Source organism: Candidatus Ichthyocystis hellenicum (genome assembly GCF_001460935.1).
Classification (GTDB): domain Bacteria; phylum Pseudomonadota; class Gammaproteobacteria; order Burkholderiales; family 2013Ark19i; genus Ichthyocystis; species Ichthyocystis hellenicum.
Map to the genome: position 1 here is coordinate 1,501,474 of NZ_LN906597.1, position 18,049 is coordinate 1,519,522.

At 39.3% G+C, this 18,049-nt stretch carries 16 protein-coding genes; 2 read left to right on the top strand and 14 right to left on the bottom strand.

Annotation, left to right across the window (positions count from 1 at the left end; all coding sequences use genetic code 11):
* Positions 1-5: 5 nt before the first annotated feature.
* The 14 genes from cmk to Arg41_RS05820 form a co-directional block, all read right to left on the bottom strand.
* A complete protein-coding gene (gene cmk, locus Arg41_RS05755; protein WP_092343440.1) occupies positions 6-677 on the bottom strand; it encodes a (d)CMP kinase in 672 nt (223 codons plus the stop codon).
* A 4-nt stretch (positions 678-681) separates the two neighbouring features.
* Complete coding sequence (locus tag Arg41_RS05760) at positions 682-1,824, bottom strand: outer membrane protein assembly factor BamC (RefSeq protein ID WP_092343439.1); 1,143 nt, start codon at positions 1,822-1,824, stop codon at positions 682-684.
* 49 nt (positions 1,825-1,873) lie between these two features.
* Positions 1,874-2,764, bottom strand: coding sequence for a 4-hydroxy-tetrahydrodipicolinate synthase (gene dapA / locus Arg41_RS05765; protein ID WP_092486583.1), 891 nt, complete (start codon positions 2,762-2,764; stop codon positions 1,874-1,876).
* An 89-nt stretch (positions 2,765-2,853) separates the two neighbouring features.
* Positions 2,854-3,900, bottom strand: coding sequence for a M23 family metallopeptidase (locus tag Arg41_RS05770; protein ID WP_092343437.1), 1,047 nt, complete (start codon positions 3,898-3,900; stop codon positions 2,854-2,856).
* 31 nt (positions 3,901-3,931) lie between these two features.
* Positions 3,932-4,678, bottom strand: coding sequence for a 5'/3'-nucleotidase SurE (surE, locus tag Arg41_RS05775; RefSeq protein WP_157722294.1), 747 nt, complete (start codon positions 4,676-4,678; stop codon positions 3,932-3,934).
* 7 nt (positions 4,679-4,685) lie between these two features.
* Positions 4,686-7,334 (bottom strand): alanine--tRNA ligase, encoded by a 2,649-nt coding sequence (gene alaS, locus Arg41_RS05780; RefSeq protein ID WP_157722295.1) that lies wholly within the window; start codon positions 7,332-7,334, stop codon positions 4,686-4,688.
* Between the two features lie 75 nt (positions 7,335-7,409).
* Positions 7,410-8,861, bottom strand: a complete 1,452-nt coding sequence (locus Arg41_RS05785; RefSeq protein ID WP_092343434.1) for a trypsin-like peptidase domain-containing protein — start codon at positions 8,859-8,861, stop codon at positions 7,410-7,412.
* 52 nt (positions 8,862-8,913) lie between these two features.
* On the bottom strand, positions 8,914-9,729 hold the full coding sequence (gene pssA, locus Arg41_RS05790) for a CDP-diacylglycerol--serine O-phosphatidyltransferase (RefSeq protein WP_092343433.1): 816 nt from the start codon (positions 9,727-9,729) through the stop codon (positions 8,914-8,916).
* Between the two features lie 43 nt (positions 9,730-9,772).
* Positions 9,773-10,423 carry a phosphatidylserine decarboxylase gene (locus tag Arg41_RS05795; protein WP_092343432.1) on the bottom strand — a complete coding sequence of 217 codons (651 nt, stop codon included), beginning with the start codon at positions 10,421-10,423 and terminating at the stop codon, positions 9,773-9,775.
* A gap of 39 nt (positions 10,424-10,462) precedes the next feature.
* Entirely contained in the window at positions 10,463-11,749 is a 1,287-nt protein-coding gene (gene purD / locus Arg41_RS05800; RefSeq protein ID WP_092486573.1) for a phosphoribosylamine--glycine ligase, read from the bottom strand.
* Positions 11,750-11,791: 42 nt separating this feature from the next.
* A complete protein-coding gene (gene purH / locus Arg41_RS05805) occupies positions 11,792-13,384 on the bottom strand; it encodes a bifunctional phosphoribosylaminoimidazolecarboxamide formyltransferase/IMP cyclohydrolase (RefSeq protein ID WP_092343430.1) in 1,593 nt (530 codons plus the stop codon).
* Positions 13,385-13,457: 73 nt separating this feature from the next.
* Positions 13,458-13,706, bottom strand: a complete 249-nt coding sequence (locus Arg41_RS05810; RefSeq protein WP_092343429.1) for a helix-turn-helix domain-containing protein — start codon at positions 13,704-13,706, stop codon at positions 13,458-13,460.
* 99 nt (positions 13,707-13,805) lie between these two features.
* Positions 13,806-14,963, bottom strand: a complete 1,158-nt coding sequence (locus Arg41_RS05815; RefSeq protein WP_092343428.1) for a Rossmann-fold NAD(P)-binding domain-containing protein — start codon at positions 14,961-14,963, stop codon at positions 13,806-13,808.
* The gene (locus Arg41_RS05820; protein ID WP_092343427.1) at positions 14,960-16,261 is read right to left on the bottom strand and encodes an aminopeptidase P N-terminal domain-containing protein; all 1,302 of its coding nucleotides are present in this window, start codon (positions 16,259-16,261) and stop codon (positions 14,960-14,962) included. The genes Arg41_RS05815 and Arg41_RS05820 overlap by 4 nt, the downstream gene beginning before the upstream one ends.
* Before the next feature lie 718 nt (positions 16,262-16,979).
* Between Arg41_RS05820 and Arg41_RS05825 the strand changes: the two genes are divergently transcribed.
* Together Arg41_RS05825 and Arg41_RS05830 are read left to right on the top strand one after the other, a co-directional pair.
* Complete coding sequence (locus tag Arg41_RS05825) at positions 16,980-17,294, top strand: helix-turn-helix domain-containing protein (protein ID WP_092343426.1); 315 nt, start codon at positions 16,980-16,982, stop codon at positions 17,292-17,294.
* Positions 17,295-17,466: 172 nt separating this feature from the next.
* A complete protein-coding gene (locus Arg41_RS05830; protein WP_092343425.1) occupies positions 17,467-17,970 on the top strand; it encodes a gamma carbonic anhydrase family protein in 504 nt (167 codons plus the stop codon).
* The last annotated feature ends 79 nt before the right edge of the window (positions 17,971-18,049 follow it).

Below are 18,049 nucleotides of genomic sequence, written 5' to 3' on the forward strand. Positions count from 1 at the left end.
AAAAGTTATAAAATACGCTGAGATACATACCGCAAAACCTCATCCACCACCCTATTAACCGACATATTCGTAGAATCGATAACAATAGCATCCTCAGCAACCCTTAAAGAGGAGACCTTTCGTGTCGAATCGTAAGAATCACGAAGCAAAATCTCCTCCAAAACCTCGCTCATTTTTACACAGCCCCCCCTCTCTTTCAACTGAAGAAATCTTCTTTTTGCCCTAACTTCAGGTATTGCCGTTAAAAAAATCTTCAACCTTGCATCAGGAAAGACTACAGTCCCCATATCCCTGCCTTCAGCTACCAATCCTGGATTCTGTCTGCAATCTTGCTGCAATTTAAGAAGTATGTCCCTTATTAATCCTATTTTAGCTACACGAGACGCCGCTAGCGAAACCTCAGGATCATACAAGCCAGAAAATAAACACCCATTGACAAGGGGATAACCATTGTTATCCCAGGAGATTTTTTGATCGGAAATAAACCCATGAATAAGCTTATCTTCCCATTTCAATTTATTTTTTAGAACAATTGCTCCTACTACTCGGTACAACAGCCCACTTTCAAGATAGTTAAATCCGAGACTTCTAGAGACTAGAACAGAAACCGCACCTTTACCAGACGCAGACGGTCCATCAATAGCAACAACAGGAGGAATACCACTATAGTCATTCATTACACTAATAATTCTGGTATATAATCTTCACAATTCTCAAGGCAACAGGAGAAAAATCCTCCTTACCAGTTGAATAATTAGCAATCAACAACCTCGTTCCTTTATATTTAGAATCTGATACCAACTTCACCACATATGTATGTGGGCTCACATCGACTTGACGCGAGGTGGTAGATCCAGCCCCAAGAAAACGAGAAATCTTTGAAAATACACTCCCCACCTCTGGAACTAACGAGGGATCGAGATACTTGATCAAAAAACTAGCACCTTTAAAATCTTCTCGATACAACTCAATACCGCTACTAACTATAGCTTTCCTTGTCATCTCCCACGATTTACGCACCGGGTGATTTATAATCATTGTAAATGGTCGCATTAATTCCGGAAAAGAAGCGTTTATTTTTGTTGTAGAGCTACGAGAAAGCAACATAAGGAGATTAATTCCTGAAGAATTAGCTCCCCAGAAAGAAAGATAACGCGGAACAACGTAGCTGAGTGGGTACCTACCACAGCCAACACAAGAGTGCCACAAAGGCAATGCTTTAAACCCTCTGCTAAACCTTGAACCTAGGACAATTGATATAGTAGACGATTCCTCTTGATGAGAAAACGACACGGAAGTACCTGCCTCAGGCAAAGCAGAATGAAAAGTAATACGATACCTATCACGAGAACACCAACGGTAACCATCAAATGATCTGTAAAGATATTCATTGTAATAGCATGAAGTATTCCACCCAGTTTCAATAACCGCACGACCGTGACCAAATGAATAATCAAAACCATTGTCTGACATAAAATGAGACGTCTTATCCGCTACTTGACCCATTCCCTGAGGAACAAAAACCGTCAAACCTGAAACATCCTCAGACAACCTAATTCCAGAAGTTACTATAAGACTTACAGATGAGTCTCTCAGTTTTTCTTCTGATGGTACTTTGTCAATGGCCAAGCCCTTATTCTGTACAACTTCATCTAAATTATAGGTAGAGTTATAATTTGGCTGAGTCAACGTAGGAGGAACCACCAACCTTGACGTTTCGTTTTTATATGGAGCCGTAGAGTAACGCAAGGAAGAAAACAAGGAGCCACATCCAGTTAGAAAAACCAACAAGGGCAAGAAAAAAACTCTTTTTAATGGATACATAAAACTTCCAGTTGACAGTAAGAGCGATAGCGACAAAATTTGCAAAACACTAAAAAGATTGTCGTTTGAAAATACCCGCCTGCTTCATAGCTGACCTAAGGTTATCATGATGTTCAGTTCTGAGCCAAGTTAGCGGAAGTCTAATACCCGGCTCAATAAGCCCCATTTCGCTCAAAACCCACTTGACGGGAATTGGACTTGATTCGGAAAACAAAAAACGATGTAGTCCCCACATAAGACTATTGATTTCCCTAGCCTCATTGAGTTGACCAGAAAAAGCATATCTACACATGTCGTGCATAAGACGGGGAACAACATTGCCTGTGACAGAGACACACCCATAAGCACCCATTAGCAAGCTTGGAAGGGAGACTGCATCATCGCCGGCATAAAATAAAAAATTTTCGGGCAAATGCTGCATCCAATCAATTGCCCTCTCCACATTGCTAGTTCCCTCCTTCATCCCTACTATATTAGGCAATTCTGAGAGTTTTATTAGTGTCTGCAAGGAAATATCTGTACCCACCCTTCCAGGAACATTATAAATAAAAATAGGCACCGAAACTGCATCTGCAAGCGAGGCAAAGTGCTCAAAAATACCTTGAGGAGTAGGCTTAACGTAGTAAGGAACAACGCACAAACAAGCATTAATTCCCCATCTTTCCATATCCTTTATCTTGATAATACTTTCCCTTGTAGAACTAGTTCCTACCCCACCCCATATAGGGATCTTTCCGTCGACACGACCAACAACTCGCGTAACTATCTCTTTTTTTTCATCATAAGTAAGAAGAGCTGGTTCCCCGGTACTACCCATGAGCAAAAGCCCATCACTCTCTTCTGCAAGATGGTAATCGACTAGACGATCCAGGCTATTGAAATCAATTTGCCCGCCGTGCTTCATAGGGGTAACTAACGCGGACACACAACCCTTAATCATTCAGCAAATCCTTCCGGGAATAAATCAGATTAGGAAGCAGGTAATTATAAACTAAAGAGTTTATGGTGTGAGAAATAAAAATTATTTCATTATTTTTTACTATAAATTTTAGTTTTTTCATGTTTAGGGTGATTACTGGTAGATGGTTTATGTTTAATCTTAACAGAAAATTCTTTAAATCTTTTTTTACCATGCCGCCCATTAACATTAGTGTTAGTTGTTTTCAGTAACTTTTTTGATGAAGAACTCTTATGTGACAAATAACTATGATCATCTTTTTTAAGAATAGTCTGTGACTCTTTATCTTTTCGTGACTTAGTATCATTATGTACCCCTCTTAAAGCCAAACGAAGAGGCAAAATATGCCCATGGAAGCGCACACTAAAATCAAAAGAGCAGTCAACAACATCTTTTTTAATACACAACGGTGTCCCTATAGGTTGTCCCACTTGTACTAAATCCCCATTTTTGACAAGAGTACTACCCAAGTGGCTATAGACAGACGCATAATCGTATCCGTGACGAATAACTATCAAATTACCGTATTTTTTCAACGAAGAGGACGACACAACAACCTGTCCAGCTGCAGAAGCTAAAACTTTATCCTTGCTATCGGTATCAACAACAACACCACCGTACGCACACTTTCTCAATGAAAGGGGCTTGTATAAAGTTGGACAAACTAAGGCCATAGCCTTTCTGGAGTAACGGTTAGGGCTAATCCAAACACTACAATAATTGTTACGGAGTATTATCGGAGAAGTAGAACTCGATTCTGAAGCCTCATCGGTAATCGCTGCTGTCACAGGACTAATAGCCAAACCAGGGGACTGCCTGACTCTGCACGCATCGGGCAAATGAATAACCTCCCCATTGTGTATGACGGTATACAATGAGTAATTGGGATTTGCATAAATCATTTCTGCATCTGGACAGTTAAGATGTTTACTGAAAGTTTTTAGGTCACTAATATCACTAAATGTAACATAGCAATTTTGGCAGTAGTAAACAGTGGAGACAAACTTTTGTCGTTGGGGAATGATAGCAGTCGATCCGGATTGATACATGGTCGTCATAGCACACCCTGAAAGCAGCAATGAAAAGGCGGCAATTACAATCATCTGTGAGCGGAACATGGTTAACTTTTCATTTTCAAAACAAAATAAACTACAGCTTTATCATCCAACTAGGATCATAGAATGATCTGGGATCATTATAAAAAAATTTCAATGGGGTAACTGACGCATAGTTGTTACCTATTGCCCAAAAATCATGTTCATTAGAAACGTTAATTGGCCCACTTAAACCACCTAAAGAGCAAGAATAGATACCATCAGCTACCTCTGAACAAGATACAGGATGAGAAATACCACGTTGTCCCAAATTAGTATAAGCAAACCCCTTCCAACTAGGTACCGGTACGGATGGTATATTAATACTCATAGCAAATGGAGAAGATTTTGAAAAAGTATTAAAATAATTTTTTAAAAAAGTGGTAACTACGTGATCTGCAGTAGCAAAATTAGCTGTAGTCTGGCTGCAAAATGAGAAGGCTATCCCCGTTATACCATGCCAAAATGCCTGCATTGCAACTGATACAGTACCAGAGTAAATGACGTCTGAACCCAAATTAGCTCCCAAATTAATACCCGACAAAACCAAATCAGGACGCCAATCAAAAAACCCCTCCAGTGCTATAATCATACAGTCTGATGGGGTACCAGAAACCTTGTAAACAGCTGGCTCTACCTCTTCTACCGCTATACTTCCTTTGGTGAGACCAAAACTAGAAGCACTTCTATTCGAGTCTGGGGCAAATACAACAACATCGGAAGAATACTTACGAACAACCTTAGATAGGACAATTATACCTTCCGCATCGTACCCATCATCATTACTGATCAAAATTTTCATAAATCTCCTAGAAAAGGTTGCGACACGAAACATCATCCAATCTTTTGGTTATCCAGGAAAGAGCTGCATCAAAGAACGAAGAAACCCCCCCTGGGAAAGACGCACTAGATTGGACAAAATTAGCTCTACCGCCCCCCTTACCAGATACAAGGCTAGACAAATCTTTAAGCAAAGAACGAGCATCAATATTAAGTAAAACGGAATCAAAGATTGAACAAATGAGGTTAAAAGATGGTGCCTTCCCAGTGACAAAAATTATAATGCTATTGTTGCAATCATTAAAAAGACTATCTACACAAAAACGGGCATCTGACTTATCAACATCCTCATCATGAATCATAAATAAAGAAACTCCGTTGTATACACGACAATCATTCTTATAGCCTCTAATACGTTGAAGCAGCATTTCTCTATTAAGTTTAGTTACAACTTTCTGTGCAGCTAACAATTGCTCGGAAACACGCAACACACCCTCGCAAACACTTACTGGATTGCAATTTACAATCTTTGATATTTTCTTTAGTTGTTGTGTAGCATCCTGAAAAATCTTGATACTAGAAAAACCAGCCACAGCCTCTATCCGTCTCACACCAGATGCAATTGCAGATTCAGAGGTAATAGCAAACAGCCCTATACTACCGGTATTATGCACATGTATACCACCACACAGCTCTCTAGAGCTCCCAATTTGGAGAACTCGCACTGTATCATTGTATTTATCAGAAAATAACCCTATTGCTCCCGAGTCTATTGCCTCTTGATACTTCATGAATGAAATTTTAGTTTCGGTACTTGACAAAACTTCACTATTAACAAAATCACTAATTTTAACAAGTTGAAAATCAGATATCGAATCATGGTGAGAGAAATCGAAACGCAATCTATATTCATCAACATGAGATCCTCTTTGTTGTATATGTGTTCCCAAAATTTGACGAAGTGCAAAATGCAGTAGATGCGTCGCAGAATGATGCCTGGCTATTTGTAATCTACGCTTATTATCTACTTCACCCTTCAACGTATCACCTACCCTACAAGTTCCCCTAGAAACAATTCCATAGTGAGCAATTGCAAGAGAAGATACTTTACGCGTATCACTAACTGTAAAAACTACGGACATATCTTCAGAAACCCACTGACCACAATCTCCAACCTGCCCTCCCCCTTCAGGATAAAATGGGGTTCTATCAAAAATTACAAAACCTTCCTGATTTTCAGAAATAGCTGAACTCAATTTATTATCAATATAGATAGCAACAATATTTGCTGATACTTCTATATGTTCATAACCGCAAAAATCAGAACTTATCTCATCACCAATCGACATCGATAAGTTTCCATGAAAGGAGGAATGTGCCCTAGAAGTTTCCCGTTGAACAGACATGGCTCTATCAAATCCCTCCGTATCAACGGAAACATTCCTGGATCGACAAATATCTTCAGTCAAATCTAGTGGAAATCCGAACGTATCGTACAGCTTAAAAGCCAATTCCCCCGATATAACTTGTATATTTTGTGATAGCTCATGCTCAAGAACATTCATGCCATGTTCAAGCGTTTCAAAAAACTTCTCTTCCTCTGCCTTAATTGCAAAGGATATATTACTTTCCTGCTGCTTCAAATTAATATAAGCATCACCCATTACCATTACTAAACAAGAAACAAGCTTGTAAAAAAAAGGAACATATTGACCTAGTTGATACCCATGCCTGACCGCACGGCGAATTATTCTCCTCAAAACATAAGATCTACCTTCATTCCCAGGAAGAACTCCATCAGCTATTAAAAAAGAAGCAGATCGTATATGATCTGCAATAACCCTTACTGAAACATTGTCATAAAGATTATCTTTGCCTATAATTAACTGAACTGCCGAGGATAGTTCACGGAATATGTCAGTATCGTAGTTACTTGTTACACCTTGCATAACGGCAGATATTCTCTCCAACCCCATCCCTGTATCTACACAAAAACGAGGAAGAGGCTCTAGAATACCATCGATGGTACGATTAAATTCCATAAAAACTAAGTTCCAAATTTCTACAAACCTATCTCCATCTGCCTCAGGAGAACCAGGCGGACCACCGGCCACACACGATCCATGATCGTAAAAAATCTCCGTACATGGACCACAAGGACCAGTAGATCCCATTTGCCAAAAATTATCAGAACAGTAAGGATCACCATCTTTACCTCCTATACGAACTAGCCGCTCCTCAGGTACACCAATTTTATGCAGCCAAACATCATAAGCAACATCATCAGTATAGTAGACCGTTATCCATAGCCGGGAAGTATCTAGATTGAGAACTGAAGTTAGAAAATTCCAAGCATAAAAAATAGCATCTTCTTTGAAATAGGAACCAAAACTGAAATTTCCTAGCATTTCAAAAAAAGTATGGTGACGAAAAGTATAGCCAACATTTTCAAGATCATTATGCTTTCCTCCTGCACGCAAACAGCGCTGTACAGAAACTGCAGCATCATAGGAAAGACGTTCCTTACCAATAAAAACATTCTTAAACGGAACCATCCCCGCATTAGTAAAAAGCAAGGTGGCATCACCATCGGGAACGAGAGAGCTTGAAGGAACTACAGTGTGCCCATTCCTCTTAAAAAAGTCGATAAATGCGGAGCGAATATCACACGACTTCATTGAGAACATCTCCAGAGCAATAAGCAAGCCCTTTCAAAAGAAGGGCTTGCACAAACACAGAACTAAGCAGATGCCTTATTTTTTCTCAACCGCAACAAACGCCCTATCATAGGCGCGCTGAATTAAAAAGGATGCAGACTTCGAAGGGGAATTGATCATATCATCAAATTGTTTAAGTTGAGTAAGCGGCTTACCATTCATAGCAATCAGAACATCACCAGACCTTATACCAACCTGATAAGCAGTTCCTGTTTGCAGAATATGCCCCACAAACAAACCATTCTTGGTACGAGCAAGTTTAAGCTCATCTGGAGACATTTCACGCAACGAAATGCCCATAGGGGCGTAAAAACGAAAAGACTTATCATCATTAGCAATAGAATTGGATGCAGAATTTGACCACTTTACCGTAAACTTTTGCAAATCACTACCGCGCCATAGTGAAACAGAAGCTGGATTAAGAGCATCATGAGAAGCAACAAGAGAATAAAATTCATCTACATTTGTTACTGCATGATTTTCAAACTGAGAAATACAATCACCAGACTTGATACCCGCCAACAAAGCAGGAGATCCAGCCATAACCTGAGAAACCAGTACACATGAATTTAATTTTAACTTGAATGAATTAGCCAAATCAGGGGTTAAATTTTGCGCCACAACACCTAAATATGTAGGTCTAACAAACCCGTTACGCTTAAGCTCTGTAGAAACTCTAAGGGCATAATCGGAAGGAATAACAAAAGAAAAATTATTGGAAAAGTCTACATGAGGAGTATTAATACCTACTAAGTCACCGTCCATATTAACCAAAACACCACCAACACCCTTAGCTGTAAGCAAAGCATCAGTCAATATAAAATGATGGGGCATGTAGGAACGAATAACACCATGAGAAACGGTATCATCATATCCAATAGAAATAACCCACTGATTGACGGAAATATTTTTCATATTTGCTAACTTCACCGGAGTTAGTGGTTTATCATTAGCGATCTTAATCAATGCCAAACCACTATTACGGTCAAGACCAATAACCTGAGCATCAAACAATTTATTGGTAGAAGCTACAACCTGAACTCTCTCTGCCCCATAAAGCAAATAGGCTGATGTCAAAATATAGCCATCAGATGAAATCACTACCCCTGATACGTCATAGAATGAGTGAATTCCCTGCGTTTGGCGTTTATGCACGCGCAGAGACTCGTCTAACTGCCCAAACCAAGAGTCTAGGTCCCTCAGTATATTATCTATTCCCCATTCAAAAAAATCCGGACGGTGAGTAACACGAACATGAACAACGGAAGGACGAGCAACACTCAAAATACTGGAAAAAGAATGCAACGTATCAGCAGCGTGATTTGAAGGTACTACACTAGCAGATTTTATTGGCAAAACTTCATTAGCATTGAAAATAAGCGCCTTTTTTGTCAAGTACATCTGGTAGGCACCGGAACCCACAACTGCTCCCAAAACCCCAACAAGCAGATAGGAAAAGAAACGCTTAACAATCTTTGCCATAGACATAGCCAAAACCCCCCTTAGCAAAATTACAATGAATCAAAAACCTACCAAATTACTATACAGTACAACCAGAGTCAGAATCATCTTCAGGTGAAGACAAATTCTTTTTCCGCAGGAGTCTATTAAAAACAGCGCGGAAACACCCCCAAAAAAGATAAGATAGGGAGAGAAAAAACAGCATGTCGAAAAGGTCAATCAAAGACTGTGACAAAGCAACTATTGCCAATACTACCCAAACAACACGAGAAAACGGAATACTTTTCCTGAAATTAATATTTTTACCACTATAAAAAGGAATACTAGAAATCATCATTAGACCGGCAAAAACTGTAAGTATCCAAGAAGTTATATCTAGTAAAAAAGGAGAAACATGGGGGGTATGACTCCTAACAACAGTCACATAACTAACCAGCAATATGGCAGCTACTGGACTAGGAAGTCCTAAAAAATGAGGTTTTGTGCCTTCCTCTTCATCCAAAGAAACGTTAAAACGGGCCAAACGCAATGCGGCAGTTACACAATATATGAAGGCAGCTGCCCATCCAGACCTTCCCATTGCCTTAAGTGACCACTCATACATAATGAGTGCTGGTGCTGCACCAAAACAAATCATATCAGAGAGACTATCATACTCAGCACCAAATGCACTTTGAGTATGCGTTAAACGTGCAACACGACCGTCAAGATTATCAAAAATGGTAGAAAAAAAAATGGCGAAGGCAGCACTTCGAAAATCGCCGTTCATAGACCTGACAATAGCAAAAAATCCACAAAACAATGCAGATGTTGTAAGCAAATTCGGCAACAGGTAAATCGTTTTCTTTTTTAAATCACGACGAGCAGAGCGCAACCCAAAAGTCTTTTTATGCATAAAGATAGTCTCGAACCTAAAAAATAATCAAGGAAAGCGCTTATTATGGCAGCTCGCATAAAGCCGTCAGGGAGGCCTTTACCCGATCACCAATGGAAACCAACAGGCGAGACTCTATGGGTAAATACATATCAAGCCTAGACCCAAAACGAATAAAACCGTAACTTTGCCCAACCTGCACCACTTGAGATGTACTAACATAGCAAAGTATCCTGCGGGCGACGAGCCCAGCAACCTGGACACAGACCACATCAAACCCCTCATCTGTCTTAAGCCACAAAGCACATCTTTCATTACTATCCGAGGATTTATCGAGGGAAGCATTAATAAATTTACCAGGAGTATACCACTTATTGCACACACGACCAGAAACCGGGGCACGATTTCTATGAACATTAAAAATATTCATAAAAACACTTACTTTGATAGATGGTCTCCTAAGATAGGGATCCTCGGTCTGCGTAATACAAACAACCCTGCCATCAGCAGCAGACATAACCAAACCAGGATCTGAACAAACAACAGTACGCACTGGATCACGGAAAAATTGAGCAACAAACAGTGCCAAAACTATAAAAAACCACGAAAAGCAAAATCCTAAAACAACATGGACAGCAACCGCCACAAAAATTGATCCCAAAACGAACGGCAAACCTTCGGGCGCAATCCAAGGAACGAATCCAAATCTGCGCATAAACCCACCCAAAAATATAATGTCAAAATAAACAGCCAGCTAATAATGATCCTTTATCGCCTTATAACCGATATCTGAACGATACTGCATTCCAGAGAAGTAAACACCGGAAATCATATCATAAGCATTCTTCTGTGCCATACGCACTGTCTCCCCAAGAGCCGTAACACAAAAAACTCGCCCCCCTGAAGTCAATATCTCATCTTTTTCATATCTTGTTCCTGAATGAAAAATCTTAAACGATGGCATATCTTTAGGTATAGATAAAACCGGACGCCCTATAATAGGATTTGATGGGTATCCCTCCGATGCCAAAATAACAACAACAGCATGTCTTGTATCCCACTCAATGCGGGAAATAGATCCCATTTTTTGATGCACAGCAGAAAAAAATATTTCATTAAGATCTGATACCAATCTCATAAGCAAAACCTGAGTTTCGGGATCACCAAGCCTACAGTTGTACTCTAATAAAAAAGGATCACCATTGTCGCTAACCATAATACCAAAGTACAGAAAACCACTGTAGGACATTCCATAGTCATGTACAATGCCACTCATAGTAGGATCAACAATTTCTCGCATAATCCTTGCATAAAGCTCAGGAGTCATCAGTGAAGAGGGAGAATTTGCCCCCATGCCTCCAGTATTTGGACCCAAATCTCCTGTTTGGAGGCGTTTGTAGTCCTGGCTAGTCGCCAAAGTTTCTATATTCTCACCATCAGTCAAAATTATGAAGCTAATCTCATCCCCGCTGATACGCTCCTCAATGACAACGGAAGATCCTGAGTCACCAAGAACAAGTTCAGTAATCAGATCATCTACGATCTTATGAGACTCTTCTTTAGAGTCTGGCAAAAAAACACCCTTACCTGCTGCTAAACCATCAGACTTTATAACAAAATCAAATGTTAATTGATCTATGTAAGCATGAGCATCAACTGCATTGTCAAAACACTTATAAGGTGCGGTCGGAATTGAATGACGAGACATAAAATCTTTAGCAAAAACCTTTGAAGTTTCCAGCCGAGCCAAACTCTTAACTGGACCCAAGATAAAAAGGCCTTCTTCTAAAAATAAATCCACAATCCCTTTCTCTAGAGGTGATTCAGAACCAACTACCGTGTAATCTATCCCATTAGACTTTGCAAAATCTGCCAAAGACCTGATGTCATCCGATTGTATGTGTACGTTTTCAATGGATTTCTCCGCAAAAGTACCAGCATTACCAGGGGCAACATAAACTTTACTTACTCTATCTCCCAAAGAAATACGCCATGCTAATGCATGCTCCCTACCCCCGGATCCAACAACCAAAACCTTCATGATAAATATTCCCTTACATGCCTTGCCGAAAATAAAAAACAATCAATGGCGAAAATGACGAACACCCGTAAAAACCATCACCAAGTTGTGTCTATTGGCCTCATCAATTACCTTCTGGTCTCTAACCGAACCCCCAGGTTGAATAATAGAAACGGCCCCGGTTTTAGCAATACGCTCAATACTGTCCGGAAATGGGAAAAACGCATCAGAAGCAACAACAGAATTACTCAAATTCAAATTGCGATCAGATGCCTTAAAAATGGCAAGATCTACTGCATCAACTCGGCTCATTTGACCGGCACCAATCCCCAAAGACATACCATCTGAACAAAAAATAACGGCATTAGATTTAACATACTTAACAGCTTTCCAAGCAAACATGAGATCTCTTTGCTGTAACTTAGTTGGTTGCCTATCACTGACTACACGACAATCGTCAAACGAAATTTTGCGGCAATCAATATCTTGAATCAAAACACCACCACCACTAATGTGCTTAAATTCACACTCATTCTGACCATAAGAATTCGAGGGGACCAGAACACGAACATTTGGTTTACGAGAAAACACCTGCTTTGCTCCATCAGTAAAGCTAGGGGCAATAACAACCTCTACAAAAATTTTTAAAATATCAAGTGCAGTTTCTTCATCAACCTCAACATTAAACGCTACAATGCCCCCAAAAGAAGAAAGTTCATCACAACGAAGCGCTTTTCTATATGCATCAATAGATGTTTCAGCAACAGCCAAACCACATGGGTTAGCATGTTTCACTATTACACAAGCAAGTTCCCCAAATGAAGAAGCACATGCCCAAGCAGTATCAGCATCAACCAAATTGTTGTATGACAAGGATTTTCCCTGCAACAAAGTGGCATGGGAAACACCACCCTCCCTAGAGGAAGAAGATACATAAAGAACTGCCCTTTGGTGCGCATTTTCACCATAACGCAAATCTTGCTTCTTCTTCAAACAAAGAAGTAAGTGAGGCTCAAAGCTAAAAGGAAGAGAAGTTTTACTATCAGAAAAGTTTTTCCGAATATAACCTGAAAAATATGCAGAAATAGCGTGATCATAATTCGCTATTACCTCAAAAGCTTTTGCTGCCATTTCAAGTCTAAAAGAGCAATCAACACCGCCATCTTTACTGAGTTGATCTAAAACACGCTCATAATCACTAGGATCAACTACTACCAAAACGTTCTTATAGTTCTTAGCTGCAGAACGGAGCAAAGTAGCACCACCTATATCAATATTCTCAATAAGAGCTTCATGACTTGATGACAACTCTAGCAACACCTTTTCAAACGGGTAAAGATTAACCACCACCACACTGATAGGCAATATGTTACGGTCAGCCAAGTCTTGTAAATGAGACTTTTTGCTGGAATCAGCCAAAATTCCAGCATGAATCACCGGATGTAGAGTTTTAACCCTACCATCCAAAATCTCCGGAAAGCCAGTCCAATCTTCCACGGTATCTGTTTCTATGCCATTCTGATTAAAAACAACTGCTGTACCCGCGGATGACACCAACTTAGCACCTATCCTATCATTCAGAGATTTTGCAAAAGAAACAATTCCGGACTTATCCGAAACGCTTATCAGCACAACAGGAGAAACACTATTTTCCATAAAACACACTAGAAATTAATAAACCCAGGAACAAAACAGCAAAAAGACACCACAGTAACAAAACATTAGCAACTCAGCTATTTGCCGTTATTTTGTAGAGATTTATTTTTTTCCGTAGTGTATTACGGTCTATACCCAAAATAGACGCAGCTTGCGTTTGATTGCCTTGTGTTTTATCGAGAATAATTTCAATCAACGGACGTTCGACAGCGTGAATTACCATACTGTAAACCTGATGTGGTTTAGCTCCATCAAGATCATCAAAATATCTATAAATCCTCTTGCGTAGGCATTCTACCAAATCATCGCTATCCTGAGTCATACCCCCCCCTCCGAAAAATAAAAACACAATCACAACACCACATTTAAATTATTTATCATATAAAAACATACTAAAAACATTCACACAATTCAGAAAAAATCAATAACATGAATAAACGACGCCCCGCAAAAGAGACTTGAGAAACTTGCTTCCATTAAAAACGAACAACCCACAATCACCAAAATCCGAAGACAACACCCTACGGTGCACTAAGTAGTATGAAAGTGAGTTAGTGGCTCGCCACAAAAAACGACGCTTGGAAAAACAACTCTTCTCATAAGAAGAAAATGCCAACGAAACACACTCAGAGCCACAACGGACAAATTGCATCATGTAATTAGCTAGGGAACGAACATTGGACAACGAAAAGTTAATGCCACGGGCACCAACAGGATGCAAAACTTGCGCTGCACTGCCCATCAACAAAACACGCTCACTAGGCCTAATCTCTGGGCGAAAAAAAATCGGTATTTCCATAGAAGCCACATAATCAAGGTCCCTAGGATAACCTAAACGGTCGGTAACTGACAAACGCAACCTATCAAAAAAGGAAGGAGCAGACAAAAACGACTCATCTAGCCCAAAAGGGTCGGTAAACATTTCAATGAAGCTCCAACGGGACCCTTGCTGTGGGAATAAGGTTATAACAGAAGAATCACAAAACACCTCGTAGGCACACTGAGGTAGACCACGAGAAAAAGAGACCGACCCGAGTATAGCATAATGGCGAATGCTAGATAATTCTCTAAACCCAGATGGTAAGGAACAGGCCATAATCAAATGTGAAGCTCGGCAGTTATAAACTGACCCATCGCTAGTTTCAAACGAAATGCTAACACAGTCACCACATACAGTATGTTCTACATATCGCATTCCAGAAAACATCGATGAAGCATATTTCGAAGAGTATGCATTTTTACGCATACTAGACAAAAGATCAGTATAGTTTATGCAGTAGGCAAGATGATCACAACCATAGTCTGAAGCATGCAAAGTAAGCTTAGTAAAGCTTTTAGCACGAAATACCTCCGTTCTATCTATGGTAAGAAGATCCGAAAGAGACAACAAACCCTGAGAAACCAAGTAATCCACGTTGTCAGGCAACAAAACGATGCTTCTTCCATCCTTACGTGAAGAATCGGCGCATTCATGATGCTCAAACAACACTGCCTCACAACCAATCCGGTGCAATGCACTCATAAGCGCTAAGCCAACAGGACCACCACCCACTATAACCGTAGAGTAAAAATCAGTCATGATCTCATTACTGCCTCAACATCCCTACAAGATTTGGGAATACCAGAACTCATAACCAAACAACCGGAATCAGTCACAAGCAAATCATCCTCTATTCTAATGCCAATCCCCCAAAAGGAGCTAGGTATATCATCTGAGGCACCAAAATATAGACCTGGCTCCACGGTTATAACAACTCCAGGCTGCATAAGATTAGAACGTCTCCCCATATCATAAAACCCTGTGTCATGAACATCTGCACCCATTGTATGGCTCGTTCGGTGCATATAGTACTTCTTGTACAACTTTTTAGAAATAACTTCATCAAAACTTTGAGATAGAATACCCAAATCAATTAATCCTTGTGAGAGCACCATAACAGCTGCCAGGTGCACATCGTCAACATCTTTGCCAGGAGAAACATTCTTTATAGCCTCTTCCTGTGCTGACAACACCAATTCATATATCTCTTTCTTAACCCCCTCGTACTTTCCAGAGGAAGGATAGGTACGTGTTATATCCGAAGCATATCCATTGTATTCGCAACCAGCATCGATGAGAACAAAATCATCGTGCTGTATTTTTTTGTTATTATCGGTGTAATGGAGAATACATGCTCTGTCCCCACTGGCAACAATACTATCATAGGCAGTACGTCGAGAACCCTCACGGTAGAATACACCCATGAGCTCAGCCTCTACTTCATACTCCCAGCGACCAGGAGCGATAGTTCTGGCTGCCTGACAATGAGCCTTTCCTGTTATGTCAATAGCCCTCTGTATGGTCTCAATTTCATAATTGTCCTTGATTAAGCGCAAATCACCTATGTAGTGAAGCACACTCTCTAAGGTTACATGTCCGTCATCATGCGGCCTCATGAAACTTTGTTTTTTGTATTCAAAAAGCAACTGATCCATCTCTTGGTTCTGTCCAAAATTAGCGTATATTTGTGTAAAATCGGGTATGGTTTTGTTCAAATACTCAAGAAAGTAATCATATTGAAAAACTTTATCGAATCTAAATATCCGCTTTACCTCATCAACACCCAATCTTTCCCCTGTCCAAAGCTCTTCATCCCTGTTTTTAGGTAAACAAAAAAATATGGACTCAACAATCACCCCCTGGAGAATTTTTAAGCAAAGAGCCGAGGAAGGCTCAGAAAATCCAGTTAAATAGTAGAAATTACTGTCATGTCTATACGGGTAAGTTATGTGAGAATTTCTGTACTTTTCCGAAGCGTTTGGAATTACAACTAAACCATCATTCAACAAGCGAGAAAGATTAATTAAGCGCTTCTCACAAACATCATTGTCAACCATTGAGAGTGATCCTCAGCAAAATAAAAACAAACCTCAACAAAGATAAAATCAAGCATAGTAGAATTACATATCCAACAATTGTTTGTTAGTAGATACTATGTTTCTTTAATATACATGCATGCTTGCAGTAGGCTCAAAAAGCAAATAACAGAAGTACCCAATCATTTTATTCTTGAAATTTGAAAATTTCTACTAATACTTTTTTGTGTTTCGGGGTCTATTAAATTAAAAATAATAACATTACTTAAATCTATATTAGTTTAAAGCAATTAAATTTGTAATCATAATTGATAGTGTTTATGGATACCAGTACAACATCATTTAATTTAATAATAATTGTAATTACAATCATTATATATGCTTATAGGATCTTAATATCATTATTATTTTCTCTTGCACATCATACCTGTATCATGCTCGAAATAGCGCGCCAATTAATGTGAGTAACATAATATTAACCTTCCCATAATTTTACTTAATGAAGGCGATAATTAAGATTAATTACATAAGTGCCAAAATTTCAAGGAGCTTTTTTGTCTATGAGATTACTATGTCATCATGTAGTACTTATTTGGGGCATACAACATTGAATATTGCGTTTGTCCGTTTAAAGGAAAACCACTCATCATAGTTGCGTGTTCAAGTTGCATTTATTCCAACTGAGTTTAGTTTTGAATAAATGTTGTGTATTCAAAACTTAAAAATTAAGGAAAAAGTTATGAGAAACAATACAAGCAAAAAGAGAGTCAATCCTAGAGAAATTAGAAAAAAATTGGGCATGAACCAACAACAATTTTGGGAAAGAGTAGGAGTAACTCAAAGTGGCGGTTCTCGTTATGAGAGTGGTCGATCTATGCCAAAACCAGTATTAATGCTACTGCAACTTGTCCATATGGAAAACATAGACATCAAGAAACTGTGCAAAGAAGATGTTGATGTCATAAAATATCTGAAAGATAGCGATTCCAGTAGCTATAAAGAACTAAAAAAATTGGCCAGGTATTATATGAAAGAAAATACCGACAGGATTTAGGCTATATAGACAAAGCGGCTACAAAAAAGAAGATCTCAAAAAATTGACCGGAAGTGTATTACATGAAATTAAATGTTGGCATATTTCAGTCAATTTTGGTTTCATGCGTTTGAGGTTTTTATATAAATTGGATTATTATATCCTCTTGTTGGAGTTTAATTAGGTCAATAAAGTGAGAGTATTTCCTGATAGCATTTGCGTTTCGCAGTCTGCGTGGGTTGCTCCTAACGCATGTTTGATTGGTAATGTCTGCCTGTCTGACGATGTTGGCATTTGGTTTGGTAGTATTTTACGAGCCGATAATGAACCTATAGTAATAGCCGATTCGTCAAACATCCAAGACGGGTGTATCATCCATAATGATAGCGGCTACCCAGTTAATATAGGCAGACTTGTTACTGTGGGCCATGGAACTATACTGCACGGATGTAGTGTTAAGGACAAATCTCTCATTGGGATGGGATGCGTCCTCTTAAACGGATGCCAAGTATCTTCCTTTTGCTTAATAGGAGCAGGATCTTTGCTTCTGGAAAACACTTTTATTCCTGAAGGAAGCTTGGTAGTTGGACGTCCGGCTAAGGTAGTACGCTCACTTACCAAGAGTGAAATTTGCCAGATAGAGGAAAACGCATTGGCGTATGTAAAGAAAAAGGATAACTACAGGCAACAAGAGTGAAACTAACACCTCACATAGTAAAAAGATATACTTTGTGTATTTGCTATCACATCTCCTAGTTTGATAGTATAATCCTTCA

Excerpts from the sequence above, each read along its gene's own strand:
- cmk (WP_092343440.1), bottom strand. The coding sequence starts at position 677 with ATGAATGACTATAGTGGTATTCCTCCTGTTGTTGCTATTGATGGACCG.
- Arg41_RS05820 (WP_092343427.1), bottom strand. The coding sequence starts at position 16,261 with ATGGTTGACAATGATGTTTGTGAGAAGCGCTTAATTAATCTTTCTCGC.
- pssA (WP_092343433.1), bottom strand. The coding sequence starts at position 9,729 with ATGCATAAAAAGACTTTTGGGTTGCGCTCTGCTCGTCGTGATTTAAAA.
- Arg41_RS05795 (WP_092343432.1), bottom strand. The coding sequence starts at position 10,423 with ATGCGCAGATTTGGATTCGTTCCTTGGATTGCGCCCGAAGGTTTGCCG.
- Arg41_RS05770 (WP_092343437.1), bottom strand. The coding sequence starts at position 3,900 with ATGTTCCGCTCACAGATGATTGTAATTGCCGCCTTTTCATTGCTGCTT.
- purD (WP_092486573.1), bottom strand. The coding sequence starts at position 11,749 with ATGAAGGTTTTGGTTGTTGGATCCGGGGGTAGGGAGCATGCATTAGCA.
- dapA (WP_092486583.1), bottom strand. The coding sequence starts at position 2,764 with ATGATTAAGGGTTGTGTGTCCGCGTTAGTTACCCCTATGAAGCACGGC.
- Arg41_RS05825 (WP_092343426.1), top strand. The coding sequence starts at position 16,980 with ATGAGAAACAATACAAGCAAAAAGAGAGTCAATCCTAGAGAAATTAGA.
- purH (WP_092343430.1), bottom strand. The coding sequence starts at position 13,384 with ATGGAAAATAGTGTTTCTCCTGTTGTGCTGATAAGCGTTTCGGATAAG.
- Arg41_RS05810 (WP_092343429.1), bottom strand. The coding sequence starts at position 13,706 with ATGACTCAGGATAGCGATGATTTGGTAGAATGCCTACGCAAGAGGATT.
- surE (WP_157722294.1), bottom strand. The coding sequence starts at position 4,678 with ATGAAAATTTTGATCAGTAATGATGATGGGTACGATGCGGAAGGTATA.
- Arg41_RS05760 (WP_092343439.1), bottom strand. The coding sequence starts at position 1,824 with ATGTATCCATTAAAAAGAGTTTTTTTCTTGCCCTTGTTGGTTTTTCTA.
- Arg41_RS05815 (WP_092343428.1), bottom strand. The coding sequence starts at position 14,963 with ATGACTGATTTTTACTCTACGGTTATAGTGGGTGGTGGTCCTGTTGGC.
- alaS (WP_157722295.1), bottom strand. The coding sequence starts at position 7,334 with ATGAAGTCGTGTGATATTCGCTCCGCATTTATCGACTTTTTTAAGAGG.
- Arg41_RS05785 (WP_092343434.1), bottom strand. The coding sequence starts at position 8,861 with ATGTCTATGGCAAAGATTGTTAAGCGTTTCTTTTCCTATCTGCTTGTT.